Genomic DNA, 23,013 nt, shown 5'->3' with positions numbered 1-23,013 from the left:
GGTGTATCGTCCGGAAGCGGGGGCGTCGCGTGCGGAGCAGACGACCGCGGCGAGGGAACGACGAGCGAGTGAGGGGGCGACGGGCGATGGACGGACCGAGGCGGTTCCCCGGCAGGCACACCCAGCGCACCGCACGACCCGGCCGGCCGCGCGCCGGACGTCCGCTGTGCCCCGCGCGCCGGCGGCGTCCCGCGCGCCCGGCAGCCACGGCGTACGGGACACCGAAGTGACCACCACCGGCGCGGTGCTCGCCGGAAGCCGGTCGCGCGCCGCCGGCGGCCTGCTGCCGCAGCTCCTGCTGAGCCTGGCGTGCGCGGGCTACACCGCGGGGGCGGTGCTCGGCTGGGGCAGCGGCGAGGTGGCCGCCTTCATGGGCGACTTCGGGCTGTCGGCCGCCGCCGCGGCCGCCGCCGTCTCGATGCTGCTGTACGCCCGCAGATGCGGCCCCGGCCACCGGGCGGCCTGGGTTCTCTTCGCGGTGTCCTCACTGATGGCCGCCCTCGGCAATGCCGTGTGGGGGTGGTACGAGGTGGTCCTCGGCCGCCCGGTCCCGCAGACCTCGGCCGCCGACTTCTGCTTCCTGCTCTTCGCGCCGCCCGCCGTGATCGGCCTGCTGGTGCTCGCCAAGCGGCCGGTGACGAAGGCCGGCTGGATCTGCCTGGGCCTGGACACCTGGCTCATCGGCGGCTCGCTGCTCACGCTGTCCTGGAGCCTCGCGCTCGCCCGCGCCGCCACCTACGACGGCCCGAGCACCGCCAAGGTCGCCCTGTCGCTGGCCTATCCGCTGCTGGACATCGTGCTGGTGAGCATGGTCCTGGCCCTGCACTTCCGCCGCTCCGCCGCCAACCGCGCGGCCGTCAACACCGCGCTGGCCGCGCTCGCGCTCACGGTGCTGTGCGACGCGCTGTTCACCTCGCCGCTGCTGCGCGAGCACTACCACTCGGGCCAGATCCTGGACGCCGGCTGGTTCGCCGGCAGCATGCTCATGGCGTACGCCCCCTGGGTCGGCCGCCACGAGCTGCCGCTGCTGCGCCCGAGCGTCACCACCCGCCGGGTGACGGGCTCGCTCGCCGCCCTCACCCCCTACCTCGCGGCGGCGGTCTGCACCCTCGGCATCCTCTACGACGTGATCACCGGCGAGAAGTGCGACAAGGTCGTGCTGCTCACCGGCAGCACCGTGGTCCTCGCCCTGGTGGTCCGGCAGGCCATCATGCTGCTGGACAACATCGCGCTGACCCAGGAGCTGGCCCAGAAGGAGAACCACTTCCGCTCCCTGGTCCAGGGGTCGAGCGACGTCATCATGATCGCCGCCCCCACCGGCGTGCTGCGCTACGTCAGCCCCGCCTCCGCGGGCGTCTACGGGCGTGATCCGGAGGAGATGGTCGGCACCGAGCTGTCCGCCCACATCCACCCCGACGACCTCGGCCGGGTCGTGCACGAGGTGCGCCGCTTCCTCGCCGCCCCGCCCGGCGAGGAGTCCGCCACCCGCATCGAGTGCCGCATCCGCTCCGGCCACCGCGGCGGCCCGCACGGCGGCGAGGACGGCTGGCTCAACGTGGAGTCCAGCGTCACCCGCTACCAGGGCGGCCTCATCTTCAACAGCCGCGACGTCACCGAGCGCGTCCGCCTGCAGGCCCAGCTGCAGCACAACGCCTCCCACGACCCGCTCACCGACCTGCCCAACCGATCGCTCTTCCTGGACCGGGTCGGCAAGGCGCTGGCCGGCCGCCGCCCGGGGGACGAGCGGGCCGCGGTCCTGTACGTCGACCTCGACGGTTTCAAGGGTGTCAACGACTCCATCGGCCACCAGGCCGGCGACCACCTGCTCACCCAGGCCGCCCGCCGGCTCCAGGGCGCGCTGCGGGCCGGCGACACCGCCGCCCGGCTCGGCGGCGACGAGTTCGCCGTCCTGGTGTGCGGCGCCGACGAGGAGCAGGCCGCCGAGATCGCCGAGCGGCTGCGCGCCGCGCTGTGCGAGCCCTACCGGGTGGACGGCGGCGAGGTGCGGGTCGGCGCCAGCATCGGCATCGCCTTCGGCGAGCCCGGCGGCTCCGCGGGCGAGCTGATGCGCGACGCCGACCTGGCGATGTACCGCGCCAAGCAGGCCGGCAAGGGCCGCGTCGAGGTGTACGCCCCGCAGCTGCGGGCCGCCGCCGTACGCCGCACCGAGATGGCGACCCGGCTGCACCAGGCGCTGGACGACGGCGAGTTCACCCTGCTGCACCAGCCGGTCGTGGAGCTGTCCTGCGGCCGGATCGCCGGCGTCGAGGCGCAGGCGCGCTGGCGCTCCTCGCAGGGCATCCTCTTCACCCCCGCCGAATTCCTCCAGGCCGCCGAGGACACCGACCGCACCGCGGAGCTGGGACGCTGGCAGCTGGAACAGGCGGTCGCCCAGGCCGCGCTGCGGTACGGCGCCGGCCACCGGGTGCCCGTCACCGTCAAGCTGTCCGCGCTGCGGCTGCTGCACCGCGACCTGCCGCCCGGCACCGTCGAGGGCCTGCTGGAGCGGTACGGGCTGCCGCCCGGCGCCCTGGTCGTGGAGCTGACCGGCGGTGCCCCCGGCGTGGCGCTGGACGAGCTGGAGCGGCGGCTGCGCCAGCTGCGCCGCACCGGTGTGCGGATCGCGCTCGGCGGCTTCGGGACCGGCCACGCCGCGCTCGGCGCGCTGCGCACCCTCCCGGTGGACGCCGTCAAGCTCGACCGGGTCTTCGTCGAGGGCATGGCCGACTCCTCGCGGCTGCGGACGATCACCCGCGGGCTGCTGCGGATGGCCACCGACCTCGGGGTGCGCACCGTCGCCGACGGGGTGGACCGCCCGGAGCAGGTGCACGCGCTGCGCGAGATGGGCTGCGGCCAGGGCCAGGGCATGGCCTTCTCCGGGCTGCTGGACGAGCACCGGCTGCGCGGCTCGCTGACCCGCGGCGGATACCCCCTGCCGGGTGATCCGGACCGCCACGGCGGCCCCGACGGCGCCCGCCCCGTACCCCAGGAAACCGCACGTGAGCAGGTCAGCCGGCGCGCCGTGCAGCTACCGTCCTGCCGATCACATAGTGAGACGCGTGTCCCACCGGCTTGACACCCCCCGGGGGGCCGGAGGAAGGTCGAAGCCATGCGCACCCGAATTCTCGTACTTGGAAAGCGCGTCGGCTGACCGAGGCATCTACGCCTCGCACTCGCACCGGCGCGCTCCCCTCGCTTGCCTCACGGCACGAGGGGTTTTTTGTTGTCCGGCGACCGGCCGACGAGCCCACCGCCCCCACTTCACCACCCTCATCTTCGAGAGAAGAGAACGCAGATGACCGAGCAGGCCACCGGGTCCCACCATCCGCAGCCGCGGACCCGCACCGCGGTTCCCGCCGCTGCCCCCGCCGAGCGCATGACGGGTGCGCAGGCGCTCATCCGCTCCCTTGAGGCCGTAGGCGTCGACACCGTGTTCGGCATCCCGGGCGGTGCGATCCTGCCGGCGTACGACCCGCTGATGGACTCCTCCAAGGTCCGCCACGTCCTGGTCCGGCACGAGCAGGGGGCAGGGCACGCGGCCACCGGCTACGCGCAGGCCACCGGCCGGGTCGGGGTGTGCATGGCGACCTCGGGCCCGGGCGCGACCAACCTGGTCACGCCGATCGCCGACGCGCACATGGACTCGGTGCCGATCGTCGCCATCACCGGCCAGGTCGCGTCGAAGTCCATCGGCACCGACGCCTTCCAGGAAGCGGACATCTGCGGCATCACCATGCCGGTCACCAAGCACAACTTCCTGGTGACCGACCCCGCCGACATCCCGCACACCATCGCCGAGGCCTTCCACATCGCCTCCACCGGCCGCCCCGGCCCGGTCCTGGTCGACATCGCCAAGGACGCGCTGCAGAACCAGACGACCTTCTCCTGGCCGCCGCAGCAGGACCTGCCCGGCTACCGCCCGGTGACCAAGCCGCACGCCAAGCAGATCCGCGAGGCCGCCCGGCTGATCAACGAGTCCCGCCGCCCGGTCTTCTACGTCGGCGGCGGCGTGGTCAAGGCGCACGCCACCGCGGAGCTGAAGATCCTCGCCGAGCTGACCGGCGCCCCGGTCACCACGACCCTGATGGCGCTCGGCGCCTTCCCGGACAGCCACCCGCAGCACGTCGGCATGCCCGGCATGCACGGCGACGTCTCGGCGGTCACCGCGCTGCAGAAGTCGGACCTGATCGTCGCGCTCGGCGCCCGCTTCGACGACCGCGTCACCGGCCGGCTGGACACCTTCGCGCCCAACGCCAAGGTCGTGCACGCCGACATCGACCCGGCCGAGATCTCCAAGAACCGGATCGCCGACGTGCCGATCGTCGGCGACGCCCGCGAGGTGCTGGCCGACCTGATCGTGGCCGTCCAGGCCGAGCACGAGTCCGGCCACAAGGGCGACTACTCGGAGTGGTGGAACCACCTGAACTTCTGGCGGAACACCTACCCGCTCGGCTACGACGTCCCCGCGGACGGCAGCCTCGCCCCGCAGCAGGTCATCGAGCGGATCGGGCAGCTCGCCCCGGAGGGCACCCTCTTCGCCGCGGGCGTCGGCCAGCACCAGATGTGGGCCGCGCAGTTCATCAAGTACGAGCACCCGGGCACCTGGTTCAACTCCGGCGGCGCCGGCACCATGGGCTACGCCGTCCCGGCCGCGATGGGCGCCAAGGCCGGCCGCCCGGACGCCACCGTGTGGGCGATCGACGGCGACGGCTGCTTCCAGATGACCAACCAGGAACTGGTCACCTGCGCGCTCAACGGCATCCCGATCAAGGTCGCCGTCATCAACAACGGCGCGCTGGGCATGGTCCGCCAGTGGCAGAACCTCTTCTACGGCGAGCGGTTCTCCAACACCGTGCTGCACTCCGGCGCCGAGAACGTCCCCGGCTCCACCCAGGGCGTCGGCTCCATCACCAACCGCGGCACCCGCGTCCCGGACTTCGTGAAGCTGGCCGACGCGATGGGCTGCGTGGGCCTGCGCTGCGAGTCCGCCGACGACCTCGACAAGGTCATCGCCGAGGCCAACGCCATCAACGACCGGCCCGTCGTCGTCGACTTCATCGTCCACGAGGACGCCATGGTCTGGCCCATGGTCGCGGCCGGCACCTCCAACGACGAGATCATGGCGGCGCGCGACGTGCGTCCCGATTTCAGCGACGACCTCGACGACTGACCGCGCGGAAGAGCGAGAGAAGGAAGCACGAACAAATGTCCAAGCACACGCTCTCCGTCCTGGTGGAGAACAAGCCCGGCGTCCTGGCCAGGATCACCGCGCTGTTCTCCCGCCGCGGCTTCAACATCGACTCCCTCGCCGTCGGCACCACCGAGCACCCGGACATCTCCCGGATCACCATCGTCGTCAACGTCATCGACGAACTGCCGCTGGAACAGGTGACGAAGCAGCTCAACAAGCTGGTCAACGTGCTGAAGATCGTCGAGCTGGACCCTGCCGCGGCGGTCGCACGCGAACTCGTCCTGGTGAAGGTGCGCGCCGACAACGAGACGCGCTCCCAGATCGTGGAGATCGTCCAGCTCTTCCGCGCCAAGACCGTGGACGTCTCGCCCGAGGCGGTCACCGTCGAGGCCACCGGATCCGCCGGCAAGCTGGAGGCCATGCTCAAGATGCTGGAGCCGTTCGGCATCAAGGAGCTGGTCCAGTCCGGCACCATCGCCATCGGGCGCGGGGCCCGGTCCATCACCGACCGCTCGCTGCGCGCGCTGGACCGCTCGGCATAACGCCGTACGCCCCGCCCGCGCTCGCCGATCCGCATGGCGAGACCCGAAAACCCGTATCCGCCCGCCCGACGTACGGTGGGCCGCACAACCCGAAACAAGGAGAACCCCAAGTGGCCGAGCTGTTCTACGACGACGACGCCGACCTGTCCATCATCCAGGGCCGCAAGGTCGCGGTCATCGGCTACGGCAGCCAGGGCCACGCCCACGCGCTGTCGCTGCGTGACTCGGGTGTGGACGTGCGCGTCGGCCTGCACGAGGGCTCGAAGTCGAAGACGGTTGCCGAGGAGCAGGGCCTGAAGGTGCTGCCGGTCGCCGAGGCCGCCGCCGAGGCCGACGTCATCATGATCCTGGTGCCGGACCCGATCCAGGCCAAGGTCTACGAGGAGTCCATCAAGGACAACCTCAAGGACGGCGACGCCCTGTTCTTCGGCCACGGCCTCAACATCCGCTACGGCTTCATCAAGCCGCCGGCCGGCGTCGACGTGTGCATGGTCGCCCCCAAGGGCCCGGGCCACCTGGTGCGCCGCCAGTACGAGGAGGGCCGCGGCGTCCCGTGCATCGCGGCCGTCGAGCAGGACGCGACCGGCAAGGGCTTCGCGCTCGCGCTGTCGTACGCCAAGGGCATCGGCGGCACCCGCGCCGGCGTCATCAAGACCACCTTCACCGAGGAGACCGAGACCGACCTCTTCGGCGAGCAGGCGGTGCTGTGCGGCGGCACCTCCGCGCTGGTCAAGGCGGGCTTCGAGACCCTGGTCGAGGCCGGCTACCAGCCGGAGATCGCGTACTTCGAGTGCCTGCACGAGCTCAAGCTCATCGTGGACCTGATGTACGAGGGCGGCCTGGAGAAGATGCGCTGGTCGGTCTCCGAGACCGCCGAGTGGGGCGACTACGTCACCGGCCCCCGCATTATCACCGACGCCACCAAGGCGGAGATGAAGAAGGTCCTCGCCGAGATCCAGGACGGCACCTTCGCCAACAACTGGATCGCCGAGTACAACGCCGGCCTGCCGAAGTACAACGAGTACAAGAAGGCCGACGAGGACCACCTGCTGGAGACCACCGGCAAGAAGCTGCGCAAGCTCATGAGCTGGGTGGACGACGAGGCGTAAGGCCTCCCGCGCGGCGGCCCGCCGCGCACCCGGGTTGCGTCGCTCCGTGGCGTCCGCACGGTGCCGTGTGCACCGTGCACCGGTGGCTGACCGCCATCTGGTACGCACTTTGTACGAAGCGACGCAACCCCTCCGGGTGATCCTTCCATTTCGGCGAAGGCGCGGATTCGCCCCGCCGATACACTGCTCCGACAAGCGCGTTCAGGCTCACAGCGTCGTGCGTCTTCCACGCGGCAAGCCCCCCGAAACCTCCCTGGTAGCGGTCGTACGGGACTCGGCCGCCCACGAAGGACAAGTGAGGACCACGTGAGCCAGAAGCCTGTCGTACTCATCGCAGAAGAGCTGTCGCCGGCCACGGTGGACGCGCTCGGGCCGGACTTCGAGATCCGGCACTGCAACGGTGCCGACCGAGCCGAACTGCTTCCCGCCATCGCCGACGTGGACGCGATCCTGATCCGCAGCGCCACCAAGGTGGACGCCGAGGCCATCGCCGCCGCCCGCAAACTCCGGGTCGTCGCCCGGGCCGGGGTCGGCCTGGACAACGTCGACGTCGCCGCCGCCACCAAAGCCGGCGTGATGGTCGTCAACGCGCCGACCTCCAACATCGTGACCGCCGCCGAGCTGGCCTGCGGCCTGCTGATCGCCACCGCCCGCAACATCGCGCCGGCCAACGCCGCGCTGAAGAACGGCGAGTGGAAGCGCAACAAGTACACCGGCGTCGAGCTGAGCGAGAAGACCCTCGGCGTGGTGGGCCTCGGCCGCATCGGCGTCCTGGTGGCGCAGCGCATGTCGGCCTTCGGGATGAACGTCGTGGCGTACGACCCCTACGTGCAGCCCGCGCGCGCCGCCCAGATGGGCGTCAAGCTGCTGACGCTGGACGAGCTGCTGGAGCAGTCCGACTTCATCACCGTGCACCTGCCCAAGACGCCGGAGACCCTCGGCCTCATCGGCGACGAGGCGCTGCACAAGGTCAAGCCCTCGGTGCGGATCGTCAACGCCGCCCGCGGCGGCATCGTCGACGAGGAGGCGCTGGCCTCGGCGCTCAAGGAGGGCCGGGTCGCGGGCGCGGGCCTGGACGTCTTTTCGAAGGAGCCGTGCACCGACTCGCCGCTCTTCCAGTTCGACAACGTCGTGGCCACCCCGCACCTGGGCGCGTCCACCGACGAGGCCCAGGAGAAGGCGGGTATCGCCGTCGCGAAGTCGGTGCGGCTGGCGCTGGCCGGCGAGCTGGTCCCGGACGCGGTCAACGTCCAGGGCGGTGTCATCGCCGAGGACGTCAAGCCCGCGCTGCCGCTGGCCGAGAAGCTCGGCCGGATCTTCACCGCGCTGGCCGGCGAGGTCGCCGCCCGGCTCGACGTCGAGGTCTACGGCGAGGTCACCCAGCACGACGTGAAGATCCTCGAACTGAGCGCGCTCAAGGGCGTCTTCGAGGACGTCGTCGCCGAGACCGTGAGCTACGTCAACGCGCCGCTGTTCGCGCAGGAGCGCGGTGTCGAGGTGCGGCTGACCACCAGCTCGGAGTCGCCCAACCACCGCAACGTGGTGACCGTGCGCGGCACGCTCGCCGACGGCACCGCGGTGGCGGTGTCCGGCACGCTGGCCGGCCCCAAGCACCTGCAGAAGATCGTCGCGGTCGACGACAACGACGTGGACCTCGCGCTCGCCGACCACATGGCCTTCCTGCGCTACACCGACCGCCCCGGCGTCGTCGGCACCATCGGCCGTATCCTCGGCGAGGTCGGCGTCAACATCGCCGGCATGCAGGTCGCCCGTTCGACCGCCGGCGGCGACGCGCTGGTGGCCCTCACCGTCGACTCGACGATCCCGGCGGGCGTGCTCACCGACATCGCCGGCGAGATCGGCGCCACCTCGGCCCGCGCGGTCAACCTGACGGACTGACCCGGTCCGACCCCGGTACGGCACCGGCGCCGCTCCCCTCGCACCGAGGGGGCGGCGCCGGAGCGCTGTGCGGACGGGCGTCAGAGCCGGGCGGCCTTGAGCGCCATGTGCAGCAGCAGCCGGGCCTCGCCGTCCGCGAGGTCGAGACCGGTGAGCTGCTCGATCCGGGAGAGCCGGTAGTACAGCGTCTGCCGGTGGATGGCCAGCGCGGTGGCCGTACGCCCGGCCTGGCCCGCGTGGTCGAGGAAGACCTCGGCGGTGTGCGCCAGGTCCTGGTGGTCCGCGGTGAGCAGCGGCGCGACCGCGGGGTCCGGCGGCGCCCCGGAGGGCAGGGCGGTGAGCAGCCGGTAGGGGCCCAGCGTCGACCACTTCGCGATCGGGCCCAGCTCTCCTTGCGCGTGCGCGGCCCGCGCCGCCGACGTGGCCTCCCGCCAGGCCGCGGGCAGCTCGCCGAGCGCGCCGCGCGCCGCGCCGATCCCGGCGACCGCGCCGGCCGAGCCCATCGCGTCCAGCAGCCGGGCCGCGGCGGTACGGGCCGGGCCCAGCACCTGCCGGGAGCGCAGCCGCACCAGCAGCGCGACCAGCTCGCCGCGCCCCCGCTCCGGCACCCGGGCCAGCGCCGCCCCCGCCGGGATGGTGCGCAGCCCCGGCAGCGTGCCCGGCGACTCCCCGGCGGGCGCGCGCACGCACACCAGCGCGTGCGGCTCGTCCGCGTCGCGGTCCAGGGCCAGCCGCAGCGCGTCCTCCGCGGTGTCCCGGTCGACGCGGGTTGCGGCGGCCAGCAGCCCGCGCAGCGCCCGCCCGGTCTCGGCCCCGGCCAGCGACATCGCGGCGAGCCGCTCGCCCATCCGGCCGGCCACCCCCATCGCGGCCGACAGCTGTGCGGGGGAGTGCTCGGCCTCGTCCAGCAGCCACACGTAGCCGTAGACGAACCCGGCGTGCCGCACCGGCAGGCACAGCCGCCCGCGCACCACTCCCGCGTCGGGGGCGGCGGGGATGCGGACCGGTCCCGAGGCGTGTGCGATGCCGTACCGCTCGAACCAGGCGCGCACCTCGGCGGTGGAGTGCCGGGTCAGGATGGAGCGGGTGCGGACCGGGTCGAGCGCCGCGGCGTCGTCGCTGTCGTGCACCCCGAAGGCGATCAGCCGGAAATCCCGGTCCTCCAGCGTGGCAGGGGCGCCGAGCAGCGCCGACACCTCGTCGACCAGGTCCTGGAGGTCGCTGTGGTCCCCGTACTCAGCTCGCACCCGGCCATTGTCCCTCATACATCTGTATGAGGGACGGCGGGGCGATGCGTGACAGGTGTCGATGGCCCGGCCCGGGGGAGAAGCCTAGATTCACGGTGTCGGAGCCTGTCCGCCGACGATTCCGCTGTTCCGGCCGTGTTCTGGAGGACACCCCGTGTTCGGTCCCGTGTTGCTCGCCGCCTCGCGCAGCGACCGTATGCGCCGCGTCGTCGCCGCCGCGCCCGTCACCCGCCCGGTGGTGAACCGGTTCGTCGCCGGTGACGCCCTGCACCCCGCCCTCGACACCGTCCGCGCCCTCACCGCGAGCGGTCTCGAGGTCACCCTCGACCACCTCGGCGAGGACGTCACCGACAGGGCCACCGCCACCGCGACCCGCGACGCCTACCTGAGGCTGCTGGAGACGCTGCGCGACGAGCGGCTCGGCGACCGCGCCGAGGTGTCGGTCAAGCTCTCCGCCTTCGGCCAGGCGCTCCCCGACGGCGGGCACGACATCGCGCTCGAAAACGTCCGGGCGGTCGCCGAGCTGGCCTCCGGGTCCGGCACCACGGTGACGCTCGACATGGAGGACCACACCACCGTGGACTCCACGCTCGCCATCCTCGCCGAGCTGCGCAAGGAGCACCCGGGCACCGGCGCGGTCCTCCAGTCGTACCTGTTCCGCACCGAGGAGGACGCCCGCGCGCTCGCCGTCGCCGGCTCCCGGGTACGGCTGGTCAAGGGCGCCTACAAGGAGCCCGCCCGGGTCGCCTTCCAGAGCAAGCGGGACGTCGACAAGGCCTACGTCCGCGCGCTGCGCACGCTCTTCGCCGGCGACGGCTACCCGATGGTCGGCTCGCACGACCCGCGCATGATCGCCATCGCGCAGGAGTTCGCCGCCCGCTACGGCCGGGCGCCCGGAACGTACGAATTCCAGATGCTCTACGGCATCCGCACCGCCGAGCAGCGGCGGCTCGCGGACGAAGGCGAGCGTATGCGGATCTACGTGCCGTACGGCGCAGACTGGTACGGCTACTTCATGCGCCGCCTCGCCGAGCGCCCCGCCAATCTGGCCTTCTTCCTGCGCTCCTTCGCCCCCGCCGCCGGCCGCTGACGGCCCGACCCTCCAAGGAGACATCCCCCATGGACGCCGTGACCCAGGTCCCCGCCCCGGTCAACGAGCCGGTGCACACCTACGCCCCCGGCAGCCCCGAGCGGGCCCGTCTCGAGGCCAAGCTCAAGGAGCTCGCCGCGCACCGCGCCGAGCTGCCGATGACCATCGGCGGCGTCGAGCGGATGGGCGGCGGCGAGCGCTTCGACGTCGTCCAGCCGCACAACCACGGCCAGGTGCTGGGCACCTACGCCAACGCCACCGAGGCCGACGCGCGCGACGCGATCGACGCCGCGCTGGCCGCCGCCCCGGCCTGGCGGGCGCTGCCCTTCGACGAGCGCGCCGCGGTCTTCCTGCGCGCCGCCGAGCTGATGTCCGGGCCGTGGCGCGAGACGCTGGTCGCCTCCACCATGCTCGGCCAGTCCAAGACCGTGCAGCAGGCCGAGATCGACAGCCCCTGCGAGCTGGTCGACTTCTGGCGCTTCAACGTCCACTACGCCCGGCAGATCCTCGCCGAGCAGCCGGTGGCGAACGCGCCCGGCGTGTGGAACCGGCTGGACCACCGCCCGCTGGAGGGCTTCGTCTACGCGATCACGCCCTTCAACTTCACCGCCATCGCCGGCAACCTGCCCACCGCGCCCGCCCTCATGGGCAACGTCGTGGTGTGGAAGCCCTCGCCCACCCAGACCCACTCGGCCGTGCAGGTCATGCGGGTGCTGCGGGAGGCGGGCCTGCCCGACGGCGTCATCAACCTGGTGACCGGCGACGGCCTGGCGGTCTCCGAGGCCGCGCTGCCGCACCCGATGCTGGCGGGCATCCACTTCACCGGCTCCACCCGGACCTTCCAGCACCTGTGGCGCACGGTCGGCGAGAACATCGCGCGCTACCGCTCCTACCCGCGGATCGTCGGCGAGACCGGCGGCAAGGACTTCCTGGTCGCCCACCCCTCGGCCGACCCGGCGGTGCTCAAGACCGCGCTGACCCGCGGCGCCTTCGAGTACCAGGGCCAGAAGTGCTCGGCGACCTCGCGCGCGTACATCCCGCGCTCGATCTGGGAGTCCGGCTTCAAGGAGGACTTCGCGGCCGAGGTCGACGGCATCACGATGGGCGACGTCACCGACCTGTCCAACTTCGTGGGCGCCCTCATCGACGAGCGGTCCTTCGCCAAGAACAAGGCCGCCATCGACCGCGCCAAGGCCGACCCGACGATCGAGGTCGTCGCGGGCGGCACGTACGACGACTCGGTGGGCTGGTTCGTCCGCCCGACCGTGCTCGTCTGCACCGACCCGGACAACGAGGTCTTCACCCAGGAGTACTTCGGGCCCGTGCTGGGCGTGTACGTCTACGAGGACGACGCGTACGACGCGATGCTGGAGCAGATGGAGTCGGTGGCCGACTACGCGCTGACCGGGTCGGTCGTCGCGCGGGACCGGGCCGCGGTGACGTACACGATGGAGCGGCTGCGGGACGCGGCGGGCAACTTCTACGTCAACGACAAGTCGACCGGCGCGGTCGTCGGCCAGCAGCCCTTCGGCGGCGGCCGGGCGTCGGGCACCAACGACAAGGCGGGCGCGGCGCAGAACCTGATGCGCTGGACGTCCACCCGGGCCATCAAGGAGACCCTGGTGCCGCCCACGGACTACCGCTACCCGCACATGGGCTGACGGGCGGCGCCACCGGGCTCACCCGGGCCGACCTCGGACGATCACCCGTTCGCGACCGCAGAGGTCCGCGAACGGGTGATCGTCCGTCTCAGATAGTAGGAAGTCCGAGTAATTGTGGCGACAGGACGAGCAGGCTGCCCTAGCTTTGTAGGAGCTGAACGTCTCGCCCATCCGGCGAGCGGCGGACGCGCGTCCACCAGGCCTCCTGTGCGGGTCACCCCCGCGGCCGGACCCCCGCCCCGTTCCGCTTCCTCCACGGAATCACCGCGGCACCTCCGCCCGTTTTCCCCGCTTTCCCCAGGAGTTGATCCCTCATGGACGACACCGCCCGCCAGAACGCCCTGCGTGCCCTCCAGCGCAGCCTGGACCGCCGTGACAACGGCGGCAGCACCGGCCACGAGAACCACTGAGCCCGCCCGCGTCTCAGCCCCCGTCGCCGCCTCCTCCCGCGGCCTCGCGCCCCTGACCGGGCCACAGGCCGCCGATGTCCGACATGCGGACATCGGATGTCACCGGCTGGGATGGGGAGTACGGTGCCGGACATGTCTCGAAGCCTCAGCCTCGCAGTGATCCCCGGTGACGGAATCGGCCAGGAAGTGGTCGCCGAGGGCCTCAAGGTTCTCTCCGCCGTCCTTCCCTCCGACACCAAGCTGGAGACGAAGGAGTTCGACTTCGGCGCCAAGCGCTACCACGCCACCGGGCAGACCCTCACCGACGAGGACCTGGAGCAGCTCAAGCAGCACGACGCGATCCTGCTGGGCGCCATCGGCGACCCGTCCGTGCCCTCGGGCGTGCTGGAGCGCGGCTTCCTGCTCAAGCTGCGCTTCGCCTTCGACCACCATGTGAACCTGCGCCCGAGCAAGCTCTACCCGGGCGTCGGCACCCCCCTCGCGGGCAGCCCGCAGATCGACTTCGTCGTCGTCCGCGAGGGCACCGAGGGCCCCTACACCGGCAACGGCGGGGCGATCCGCGTCGGCACCCCGCAGGAGGTCGCCACCGAGGTCAGCCTCAACACCGCGTTCGGCATCGAGCGCGTGGTGCGCGACGCGTACGAGCGCGCGCAGGCCCGCCCGCGCAAGAAGCTCACGCTGGTGCACAAGAACAACGTGCTGGTGCACGCCGGCCACCTGTGGACCCGGATCTTCGAGCAGGTCGGCCGCGAGTACCCCGAGGTCAGCACCGACTACCTGCACGTCGACGCCGCGACCATCTTCCTGGTCACCCAGCCCGAGCGGTTCGACGTCATCGTCACCGACAACCTCTTCGGCGACATCATCACCGACCTCGCCGCGGCCGTCTCCGGCGGCATCGGCGTCGCCGCGAGCGGCAACATCAACCCCGGCCGGGAATTCCCGTCGATGTTCGAGCCGGTCCACGGCTCGGCCCCGGACATCGCCGGCCAGTCCAAGGCCGACCCGACCGCGACCGTGCTGTCCGTGGCGCTGCTGCTGCGCCACCTCGGCTACGACGCGGAGGCCGACCGGATCGACACCGCGGTCCAGGCCGACCTCGCCGAGCGCACCGGCAAGCCCGCCCGGTCCACCGTCGAGATCGGCGACGCGCTGGCCGCCCGGGTTTCCGGCTGACCGCGCACCAGCGGTAGGTACCCGGCCCCGCCACTGCGATAATCGGAGGCGGGGCCGCGTTACGGCCTAGAACTTGGACGTCCTAGCACTCGGGCGCCACAGGTGGCAGCGGGACACGGCAGCAGAACACGACGCACCTGAAGGACACACATCATGACGACGCCCACGATCGAGCTGAAGCCGTCCGCCCACCCGCTGCCCGTCGCCCAGCGCGAGGCGATCCTGGCCGACCCCGGCTTCGGCCGCCACTTCACCGACCACATGGTCACCATCAAGTGGACCGAGGGCCGCGGCTGGCACGACGCGCAGCTCGTGCCGTACGCGCCGCTGTCGATCGAGCCCGCGAACATGACGCTGCACTACGCGCAGACCATCTTCGAGGGCCTCAAGGCCTACCGGCAGCCCGACGGGTCCGTCGCCACCTTCCGCCCGGAGGCCAACGCCGAGCGCTTCCGGGCCTCGGCCCGCCGCCTCGCCATGCCCGAGCTGCCGGTCGAGACCTTCATCGAGGCCTGCGACGTGCTGGTCCGGCAGGACCGCGGCTGGGTCCCCAGCGCCGGTGAGGCCTCGCTCTACCTGCGGCCCTTCATGTTCGCCACCGAGGTCGGCCTCGGCGTCCGCCCGGCCAACGAGTACCTCTTCGTCGTCATCGCCTCCCCGGCCGGGGCGTACTTCTCCGGCGGTGTCCAGCCCGTCTCCGTCTGGCTCTCCGAGGAGTACGTCCGCGCCGCGCCCGGCGGCACCGGCGCCGCCAAGACCGGCGGCAACTACGCGGCCTCGCTCGTCGCCCAGGCCCAGGCCATCGAGCACGGCTGCGACCAGGTCGTGTGGCTCGACGCGATCGAGCGCCGCTGGATCGAGGAGATGGGCGGGATGAACCTGTACTTCGTGTACGGCAACCGCATCGTCACCCCCGAGCTGAGCGGCTCCCTGCTCCCCGGCATCACCCGCGACTCGCTGCTGCGCATCGCCGCGGACCTCGGCTACGAGGTGGCCGAGGGCCGCATCAGCGTCGACGACTGGCGCGCCCGCACGGAGGACGGCACCCTCACGGAGGTGTTCGCCTGCGGCACGGCCGCGGTCATCACGCCGGTCGGCTCGGTGAAGTCCACCCGGGCGAACTGGCTCGTCGCCGACGGGACCCCGGGCGAGGTCACCATGCGGCTGCGGGCGGCCCTCCTCGACATCCAGACGGGCCAGGCCCCGGACCCCCACGGCTGGATGCATCCACTCGGCGCGTGAGCGCTCGACGGTGCCCCTGCCGAGCAGGGCGGTGAGCGTTTTGAGGGGCGCGGGGAACTGCGCTCCCCAGAGCTTCGCCTGGGAGGTGCCCCCAGCCCCCACCGGGGCGCGGGTCGTCACCGACCCAAGGGGTCTCTTCGGTCCGATCCGGACCACCGGCCGCTGGGTGGTTGCTCGCGCAGTTCCCCGCGCCCCTTCAGGGCGCTCCGCTCGCATCGTGAGACCCCGTCCCGTGGGGCGGGGGGGTGTGCGACACTGACCGCGTGCATCTCGCCGTCATTATTGGCAGCAAGCACGCCGGTCCGCAGTGACGTTGCCCTGACCCCAGTGGAACGCCACCGTGTCCCAGACCCGCGTGCAGACCTCTCGCATCCGCGAGAGGTTTTTTCGTTTCCGGACCACCCGCGCCGGAGGCGGAAACGCACGGGGGATGATGGGGGCAAGTGGAGCTGGATCCGCCCGAGGCCGGAGCCTCGGGCGGTAACCCACTCACCACCCGACAGGAGTTACTCAAGCCATGACTGCCGCACCGCACGACAGCTTCCACGTGTTCGACACCACGCTGCGCGACGGCGCCCAGCGTGAGGGGATCAACCTCACCGTCGCCGACAAGCTGACGATCGCCCGGCACCTGGACGAGTTCGGGGTGGGCTTCATCGAGGGCGGCTGGCCCGGGGCGAACCCACGGGACACGGAGTTCTTCGCTCGCGCCGCCCAGGAGCTGGACCTCAAACACGCCACGCTGGTGGCGTTCGGCGCGACCCGCCGGGCCGGCGGGAAGGCCGCGGACGACGCGCAGGTCAAGGCGCTGCTCGACTCGGGGGCACCGGTGATCACGCTGGTCGCCAAGTCGCACGACCGGCACGTCGAGCTGGCGCTGCGCACCACGCTGGACGAGAACCTGGCGATGGTCGCCGACACCGTCTCGCACCTGGTGGCGCAGGGCCGCAGGGTGTTCGTGGACTGCGAGCACTTCTTCGACGGCTACCGCGCCAACGCCGAGTATGCCACCGCGGTCGTACGGGCCGCGCACGAGGCGGGCGCCTCCGTGGTGGTGCTGTGCGACACCAACGGCGGGATGCTGCCCGCGCAGGTGCAGGCCGTGACAGGCCTGGTGCTCGCGGACACCGGCGCGCGGCTCGGCATCCACGCGCAGGACGACGGCGGCTGCGCGGTCGCCAACACGCTGGCCGCGGTCGACGCGGGCGCCACGCACGTGCAGTGCACCGCCAACGGCTACGGCGAGCGGGTCGGCAACGCCAACCTCTTCCCGGTCGTCGCCGCGCTGGAGCTCAAGCACGGCCGCCGGGTGCTGCCGGAGGGCGCGCTGGCGAAGATGACCAGCATCTCGCACGCCATCGCCGAGACCGTCAACCTGCCGCCGTCCACGCACCAGCCGTACGTCGGGGTGTCGGCGTTCGCGCACAAGGCTGGCCTGCACGCCTCGGCGATCAAGGTGGACCCGGACCTCTACCAGCACATCGACCCCGAGCTGGTCGGCAACACCATGCGGATGCTGGTGTCCGACATGGCCGGCCGCGCCTCGATCGAGCTCAAGGGCCGCGAGCTGGGCATCGACCTCGGCGAGGACCGCGAGCTGGTCGGCCGGGTGGTCGCCCGCGTCAAGGAGCGCGAGCTGCAGGGCTACACGTTCGAGGCGGCAGACGCGTCCTTCGCGCTGCTGCTGCGCGGCGAGATGGACCGCGACACGGACGGCGGCCCGCGGCGCTTCTTCCGTACCGAGTCCTGGCGGGTCATCACCGAGGACCGCCCCGACGGTGTGCACGCCAACGAGGCGACGGTCAAGCTGTGGGCCAAGGGGGAGCGGATCGTCGCGACCGCCGAGGGCAACGGCCCGGTCAACGCGCTGGACCGGGCGCTGCTGAACGCGCTGGAGCGGATCTACCCCAAGCTCGCCGACTTCTCGCTCGTCGACTACAAGGTCCGCATCCTGGAGGGCACCCGCGGCACCGACTCCACGACCCGGGTGCTGATCACCACCACCGACGGCGAGTCCGAATGGTCCTCGGTCGGCGTCGCGGACAACGTCATCGCCGCGAGCTGGCAGGCGCTGGACGACGCCTACGCCTACGGGCTGCTGCGGGCGGGCCTCGAACCGCAGGAGTGACCACCGCGTACGGAAGCCGGGCCCCGGCGGGATCATGCCCGCCGGGGCTCAGTAACGACATGTTCACTTCAAAGGTATGGCGACGCGCGTAGACCTCGGGCACACTCCTGCTGCACCACCCGCACCACTTCGACGCACTTCCGTCCCAGCCGAACCAGCAGGAGGAACGTATGCGACTGCGTGCCCGTACCGCGATGAGCGCCCTCACCCTCGTCGCCACCGCGCTCTTCGCCCCCGGCGTCGGCGTGACCGCGTCCACCGACGCCTTCGCGGTCACCAAGCTCACCCAGGCCCAGGCCACGGCCATGTTCTCGGCCGCCGGTATCACCTGGTCCTCGTCCGGCGGCTGTTCCAACCGCAACGTGTCGACCTGCACCTCCTTCGACGGCCTCAACCAGGCCACCGCCCAGGGCGCCGTCACCCTCAAGCACGCGAGCGGCTGCGCCCTCAACATCACCGGTGGCACCGAGACCGGCCACGCCAGCGGCACCTACTCGCACTGGAACGGCTACAAGCTCGACTACAGCAAGAACACCTGCATCAACAACTACGTGCACAACGCCTTCAGCTACATCGGCCTGCGCGGCGACGGCTACCCGCAGTGGCAGGCCGCCTCCGGCAACATCTACGCGGACGAGGGCACCCACTGGGACGCCCTGTACTACACCTGCGGCTGCTGACGCCGGCGGGGCGGGCCGTCCGGCGGCGGCCCGCCCCGCGCGCGTCAGTGCCCGGTGGGGACGGGGCGATCGCGCACCATGGGGTCGGCGGACCTGACGTCCGGTGACCAACAGCACACATACTGACGGGTAACCTCCGCGGCCCGGCGGCCATAGGGTGAGCGGCGAACCCTCGACCCGACCCACCGGGAGAACGCATGCGCTCGGCGAAGGACTTCTTCCGCCCGCTGGCCGTGGGGGCGCCGGCCCCCCTGCGCGAGGTGCCGCTGCGGCCCTCGCGGATGATCCACTTCTTCGACCCAGGCAACGAGAAGATGGCCGCCAAGGTGCCCGCCCTCGCCGCGCGGGTGGACGTGCTGCTCGGCAACCTGGAGGACGCCGTCCCCGCCGACCGCAAGGAGGCCGCCCGTGCGGGGCTGGTCTCCGTCGCCCGGCAGGCCGACCTCGGCGGCACCCAGCTGTGGACCCGGATCAACAGCCTGGACTCGCCCTGGGCGCTGGACGACCTGGTCACCCTGGTCACCGAGGTCGGCGACCGGCTCGACGTGGTGATGGTGCCCAAGGTGGAGGGCCCCCAGGACATCCACTACGTGGACCGGCTGCTCGCCCAGCTGGAGGCCCGAGCGGGCCTGGACCGGCCGCTGCTGGTGCACGCGATCCTGGAGACCGCCGCCGGCGTCGCCAACGTCGAGGAGATCGCCGGCGCCAGTCCCCGCATGCAGGGCATCTCGCTCGGCCCCGCCGACCTGGCCGCGAGCCGCCGGATGAAGACCACCCGGGTCGGCGGCGGCCACCCCGGCTACCTGGTCCGCGAGGACCCCCAGGGGGACGCGCCCCGGGTCACCCACCAGCAGGACCTGTGGCACTACACCATCGCCCGCATGGTGGACGCCTGCGCCGCGCACGGCATCCTTCCCTACTACGGCCCCTTCGGCGACATCCAGGACCTCACGGCGTGCGAGGACCAGTTCCGCAACGCCTTCCTGCTCGGCTGCGTCGGCGCGTGGACGCTGCACCCGGTGCAGATCGACGTCGCCAAGCGGGTCTTCTCGCCGGCCCCGGCCGACGTCGCCTGGGCCCGGCGGGTGATCGACGCGATGGGCGACGGCACCGGGGCCGTCATGATCGACGGCAAGATGCAGGACGACGCCACCTACAAGCAGTGCCGGGTGGTCGCCGAACTCGCCGACGCGCTCGCCGCGCGCGACCCCGAGCTGGCTGCGTCCTACGCGGCCGCCGAGAAGGCGGGCCTGTGATGACCGCGCCCACCGCCGCCGCCCCCATGACCGCCCCGCGCCCCCGCCGCTCCGTCCTGTACATGCCCGGCGCCAACGAGCGCGCCCTGGAGAAGGCCCGCACCCTGCCCGCCGACGCGCTGATCCTCGACCTGGAGGACTCCGTCGCCCCCGACGCCAAGCCCGCCGCCCGCGAGCGGGTCGCCGCCGCCGTCGCGGCCGGCGGCTTCGGCCACCGTGAGGTCACCGTACGGGTCAACGCGCCCGGCACCCCGTGGCACGCCGACGACCTGCGGGCCGCCGCCGAGGCCGGGCCGGACGCCGTCGTGGTGCCCAAGGTCGACGACCCCGGCACCGTCCGCGCCGTGGCCGCCGCGCTGGAGGCGGCCGGAGCCCCGGACCGCACCGCGGTGTGGGCGATGGTCGAGACCCCGGCGGCGATGTTCGCCGCCCGCGCGGTCGCCGCCGCCTCCGAGCGGCTGACCGTGCTGGTCATGGGCACCAACGACCTCGCCAAGGAACTGCACGCCGAGCACGTGCCGGGCCGCGCCCCGCTGCTCGGGGCGCTCTCCCTCGCGCTGCTCGCGGCCCGCGCCGAGGGCAAGGCCATCTTGGACGGTGTCTACAACGACGTCACGGATCTGCCCGGATTCGAAGCGGAAACCCTCCAAGCCCGCCAGTTCGGCTTCGACGGCAAGACCCTCATCCACCCGAAGCAGATCGACCCCTGCAACCGGATCTTCGCGCCGGCCGGTGCGGACGTGGAAAGGGCCCGGCGTATCGTCGAGGCCTTCGATCAGGCCACGTCACAGGGCCGCGGGGTGGTCACCGTGGACGGCAGGATGATCGAGAACCTGCATGTCGAAGAGGCCCGTCGGCTGCTCGCGCTGGCCGCCGCGGTCGAGGGCCGCTGACCCGTACGGGCCGGGCGACCGGGGCGGGGCGCGCGCGATCCGCGGGCCCCGCAGCTCCCGGCGGAATGCCGCCGCCGAGGCCTGTCTGTGGGGTTCCGCCATGAAGCGGCGACGGACACTGTACGAAGTCGATGGCCCATTTCTCGGCCGTCGGCTCGTACTGTCGTTGCATGACCACATCGGAAGAGGTGCCCGCAGAGGTGACCGACACCCGGGGGCGGGTGGCCGAGCTCCTCGCCATCCGCGCCCAGGTCGTCGCCGGACCCAGTGAGAAGGCGACCGAGGCACAGCGCGCCAAGGGCAAGCTCACCGCCCGCGAGCGGATCGACCTGCTGCTCGACGAGGGCACCTTCCGCGAGGTGGAGCCGCTGCGGCGGCACCGCGCGACGGGCTTCGGGCTGGAGGAGAAGCGCCCCTACACCGATGGCGTGATCACCGGCTGGGGCACGGTCCACGGCCGGACGGTCTTCGTCTACGCACACGACTTCCGGATCTTCGGCGGCGCGCTCGGTGAGGCGCACGCCACCAAGATCCACAAGATCATGGACATGGCCATCGCGGCCGGCGCCCCGCTGATCTCGCTCAACGACGGCGCCGGCGCCCGTATCCAGGAGGGCGTCTCCGCGCTCGCCGGCTACGGCGGCATCTTCCAGCGCAACACCCGCGCGTCCGGTGTCATCCCGCAGATCAGCGTGATGCTCGGCCCGTGCGCGGGCGGCGCCGCGTACTCCCCGGCGCTCACCGACTTCGTGTTCATGGTCCGCGAGACCTCGCAGATGTTCATCACCGGCCCGGACGTGGTCCAGGCCGTCACCGGCGAGCAGATCACCCAGAACGGCCTGGGCGGCGCCGACGTCCACTCCGCGGTCTCCGGCGTGGCGCACTTCGCGTACGACGACGAGCAGACCTGCCTGGAGGAGGTGCGCTACCTGCTCTCGCTGCTGCCGCAGAACAACCGGGAGAACCCGCCGGCCGTCGAGAGCCAGGACCCCTCCGACCGGCGCAGCGAGGCGCTGCTCGACCTGGTGCCCGCCGACGCGAACCGCTCGTACGACATGCACAAGGTCATCGAGGAGATCGTCGACGACGGCGAGTACCTGGAGGTCCACGAGCGCTGGGCCACCAACATCATCTGCGCCCTGACCCGGCTCGACGGCCAGGTGGTCGGCATCGTCGCCAACCAGCCCGCCTCGCTCGCCGGCGTGCTGGACATCGAGGCGTCCGAGAAGTCGGCCCGCTTCGTGCAGATGTGCGACGCCTTCAACATCCCCATCATCACCCTGTTGGACGTCCCCGGCTTCCTCCCGGGCGTCGCCCAGGAGCACGGTGGGATCATCAGGCACGGTGCCAAGCTGCTGTACGCCTACTGCAACGCCACCGTGCCGAGGATCTCGCTGATCCTGCGCAAGGCCTACGGCGGTGCGTACATCGTGATGGACAGCCAGTCCATCGGCGCCGACCTGACCTACGCGTGGCCGACCAACGAGATCGCGGTGATGGGCGCCGAGGGCGCGGCCAACGTCATCTTCCGCCGGCAGATCGCCGGCGCCGACGACCCCGAGGCCATGCGCGCGGCGATGGTCAAGGAGTACAAGGCCGAGCTGATGCATCCCTACTACGCCGCCGAACGCGGCCTGGTGGACGACGTCATCGACCCGACGGAGACCCGCGAGGTGCTGATCAGCTCGCTGGCCATGCTCCGCACCAAGCACGCGGATCTACCCTCGCGCAAGCACGGCAACCCGCCGCAGTAGCCCGCACCGCAGCCGCACACCCGCGAACCTGCCACCCGGCAACCGCAACCACCCCGGTAGCCAGTACCCATGGAGACCACTGTGAGCACTCCCGCCGATTCCCTCGTGCGCGTCGAGAAGGGCCATGTCGCCCCCGAGGAGCTGGCCGCGATCACCGCGATCCTGCTCGCCCGGGCCGCGGCCGGCGGCGACGCCGCCCCCGGCCGTCCCGCCCGCTCCACCGCCGGCTGGCGCCGGCTGGAGCGCACCCCGGGCTTCCGCGCCCCGCACTCCTGGCAGGGCTGAGCACGCCCCGCGCGCCGAGCGCAGTACGCGAGAGGGCCCCGCAACCGATCGGTTGCGGGGCCCTCTCGCGTCTCGGTGCCGGTGCCGGTGCCGGTGCCGGTGCCGCGCTCAGCGCAGGCGTGCCAGCAGGGCGTGCTCGACCAGGGTGATGAGGGCGCTCTTGGCCTCGGCGCGGTGCCGGGCGTCGGTGGTGATGATGGGTGCCTCGGGGCCGATCTGCAGCGCCTCGCGGACCTCTTCGGGGTTGTAGGGCTGGTGCCCGTCGAAGCCGTTGAGGGCGATGACGAAGGGCAGGCCGCTGTTCTCGAAGTAGTCGACGGCGGGGAAGCAGTCGGCCAGCCGCCTGGTGTCGACGAGGACGACGGCGCCGATCGCGCCGCGTACCAGGTCGTCCCACATGAACCAGAAGCGGTCCTGGCCGGGGGTGCCGAACAGGTAGAGGATCAGGTC

At 72.0% G+C, this 23,013-nt stretch carries 17 protein-coding genes; 15 read left to right on the top strand and 2 right to left on the bottom strand.

Features of this window, described 5'->3' with window-relative positions; all coding sequences use genetic code 11:
* Positions 1-226: 226 nt before the first annotated feature.
* The 5 genes from IH54_RS0130990 to serA all read left to right on the top strand — a co-directional run bounded on the left by IH54_RS0130990 (position 227) and on the right by serA (position 8,741).
* On the top strand, positions 227-3,076 hold the full coding sequence (locus IH54_RS0130990) for a putative bifunctional diguanylate cyclase/phosphodiesterase (RefSeq protein WP_031523239.1): 2,850 nt from the start codon (positions 227-229) through the stop codon (positions 3,074-3,076).
* A gap of 219 nt (positions 3,077-3,295) precedes the next feature.
* The gene (locus IH54_RS0130985; protein WP_031523237.1) at positions 3,296-5,170 is read left to right on the top strand and encodes an acetolactate synthase large subunit; all 1,875 of its coding nucleotides are present in this window, start codon (positions 3,296-3,298) and stop codon (positions 5,168-5,170) included.
* A 35-nt stretch (positions 5,171-5,205) separates the two neighbouring features.
* Positions 5,206-5,733, top strand: coding sequence for an acetolactate synthase small subunit (gene ilvN, locus IH54_RS0130980; RefSeq protein ID WP_031523235.1), 528 nt, complete (start codon positions 5,206-5,208; stop codon positions 5,731-5,733).
* A gap of 110 nt (positions 5,734-5,843) precedes the next feature.
* Positions 5,844-6,842: a ketol-acid reductoisomerase gene (gene ilvC, locus IH54_RS0130975; RefSeq protein ID WP_031523233.1), complete on the top strand. Its 999-nt coding sequence runs from the start codon at positions 5,844-5,846 to the stop codon at positions 6,840-6,842.
* Between the two features lie 306 nt (positions 6,843-7,148).
* Complete coding sequence (gene serA, locus IH54_RS0130970) at positions 7,149-8,741, top strand: phosphoglycerate dehydrogenase (RefSeq protein WP_031523231.1); 1,593 nt, start codon at positions 7,149-7,151, stop codon at positions 8,739-8,741.
* Positions 8,742-8,821: 80 nt separating this feature from the next.
* On the opposite strand, the gene IH54_RS0130965 is transcribed toward serA, so the two are convergent.
* Positions 8,822-10,006 (bottom strand): PucR family transcriptional regulator, encoded by a 1,185-nt coding sequence (locus IH54_RS0130965; RefSeq protein ID WP_199923492.1) that lies wholly within the window; start codon positions 10,004-10,006, stop codon positions 8,822-8,824.
* 136 nt (positions 10,007-10,142) lie between these two features.
* On the opposite strand from IH54_RS0130965, the gene IH54_RS0130960 reads away from it, so the two are divergent.
* The 10 genes from IH54_RS0130960 to IH54_RS0130910 all read left to right on the top strand — a co-directional run bounded on the left by IH54_RS0130960 (position 10,143) and on the right by IH54_RS0130910 (position 22,563).
* Entirely contained in the window at positions 10,143-11,078 is a 936-nt protein-coding gene (locus IH54_RS0130960; RefSeq protein ID WP_031523229.1) for a proline dehydrogenase family protein, read from the top strand.
* Positions 11,079-11,107: 29 nt separating this feature from the next.
* The gene (gene pruA, locus IH54_RS0130955) at positions 11,108-12,739 is read left to right on the top strand and encodes an L-glutamate gamma-semialdehyde dehydrogenase (RefSeq protein WP_031523227.1); all 1,632 of its coding nucleotides are present in this window, start codon (positions 11,108-11,110) and stop codon (positions 12,737-12,739) included.
* Between the two features lie 542 nt (positions 12,740-13,281).
* Complete coding sequence (locus tag IH54_RS0130945; RefSeq protein WP_031523225.1) at positions 13,282-14,325, top strand: 3-isopropylmalate dehydrogenase; 1,044 nt, start codon at positions 13,282-13,284, stop codon at positions 14,323-14,325.
* A gap of 153 nt (positions 14,326-14,478) precedes the next feature.
* A complete protein-coding gene (locus tag IH54_RS0130940) occupies positions 14,479-15,567 on the top strand; it encodes a branched-chain amino acid aminotransferase (RefSeq protein ID WP_031523223.1) in 1,089 nt (362 codons plus the stop codon).
* 517 nt (positions 15,568-16,084) lie between these two features.
* The gene (gene cimA / locus IH54_RS0130935) at positions 16,085-17,695 is read left to right on the top strand and encodes a citramalate synthase (RefSeq protein ID WP_031523221.1); all 1,611 of its coding nucleotides are present in this window, start codon (positions 16,085-16,087) and stop codon (positions 17,693-17,695) included.
* 170 nt (positions 17,696-17,865) lie between these two features.
* The gene (locus tag IH54_RS0130930) at positions 17,866-18,375 is read left to right on the top strand and encodes a hypothetical protein (RefSeq protein WP_031523216.1); all 510 of its coding nucleotides are present in this window, start codon (positions 17,866-17,868) and stop codon (positions 18,373-18,375) included.
* Positions 18,376-18,572: 197 nt separating this feature from the next.
* Entirely contained in the window at positions 18,573-19,631 is a 1,059-nt protein-coding gene (locus tag IH54_RS0130925) for an HpcH/HpaI aldolase/citrate lyase family protein (protein WP_031523214.1), read from the top strand.
* Positions 19,631-20,524: an HpcH/HpaI aldolase/citrate lyase family protein gene (locus tag IH54_RS0130920; protein WP_234344078.1), complete on the top strand. Its 894-nt coding sequence runs from the start codon at positions 19,631-19,633 to the stop codon at positions 20,522-20,524. The genes IH54_RS0130925 and IH54_RS0130920 overlap by 1 nt, the downstream gene beginning before the upstream one ends.
* A 170-nt stretch (positions 20,525-20,694) precedes the next feature.
* Complete coding sequence (locus tag IH54_RS0130915; protein WP_031523210.1) at positions 20,695-22,278, top strand: acyl-CoA carboxylase subunit beta; 1,584 nt, start codon at positions 20,695-20,697, stop codon at positions 22,276-22,278.
* Between the two features lie 69 nt (positions 22,279-22,347).
* The gene (locus tag IH54_RS0130910) at positions 22,348-22,563 is read left to right on the top strand and encodes an acyl-CoA carboxylase subunit epsilon (RefSeq protein ID WP_031523208.1); all 216 of its coding nucleotides are present in this window, start codon (positions 22,348-22,350) and stop codon (positions 22,561-22,563) included.
* Between the two features lie 108 nt (positions 22,564-22,671).
* Here the strand turns inward: IH54_RS0130910 and IH54_RS0130905 are convergent.
* Positions 22,672-23,013 (bottom strand): GTP-binding protein (locus IH54_RS0130905; protein WP_031523205.1); only part of this gene is annotated, 342 nt, incomplete at its 5' end.

Source organism: Streptomyces sp. NRRL F-5123, assembly GCF_000721495.1.
GTDB lineage: Bacteria > Actinomycetota > Actinomycetes > Streptomycetales > Streptomycetaceae > Actinacidiphila.
The sequence above is the reverse complement of the archived record's forward strand: the minus strand, read 5'-3'. Positions and strand labels throughout refer to the sequence as shown.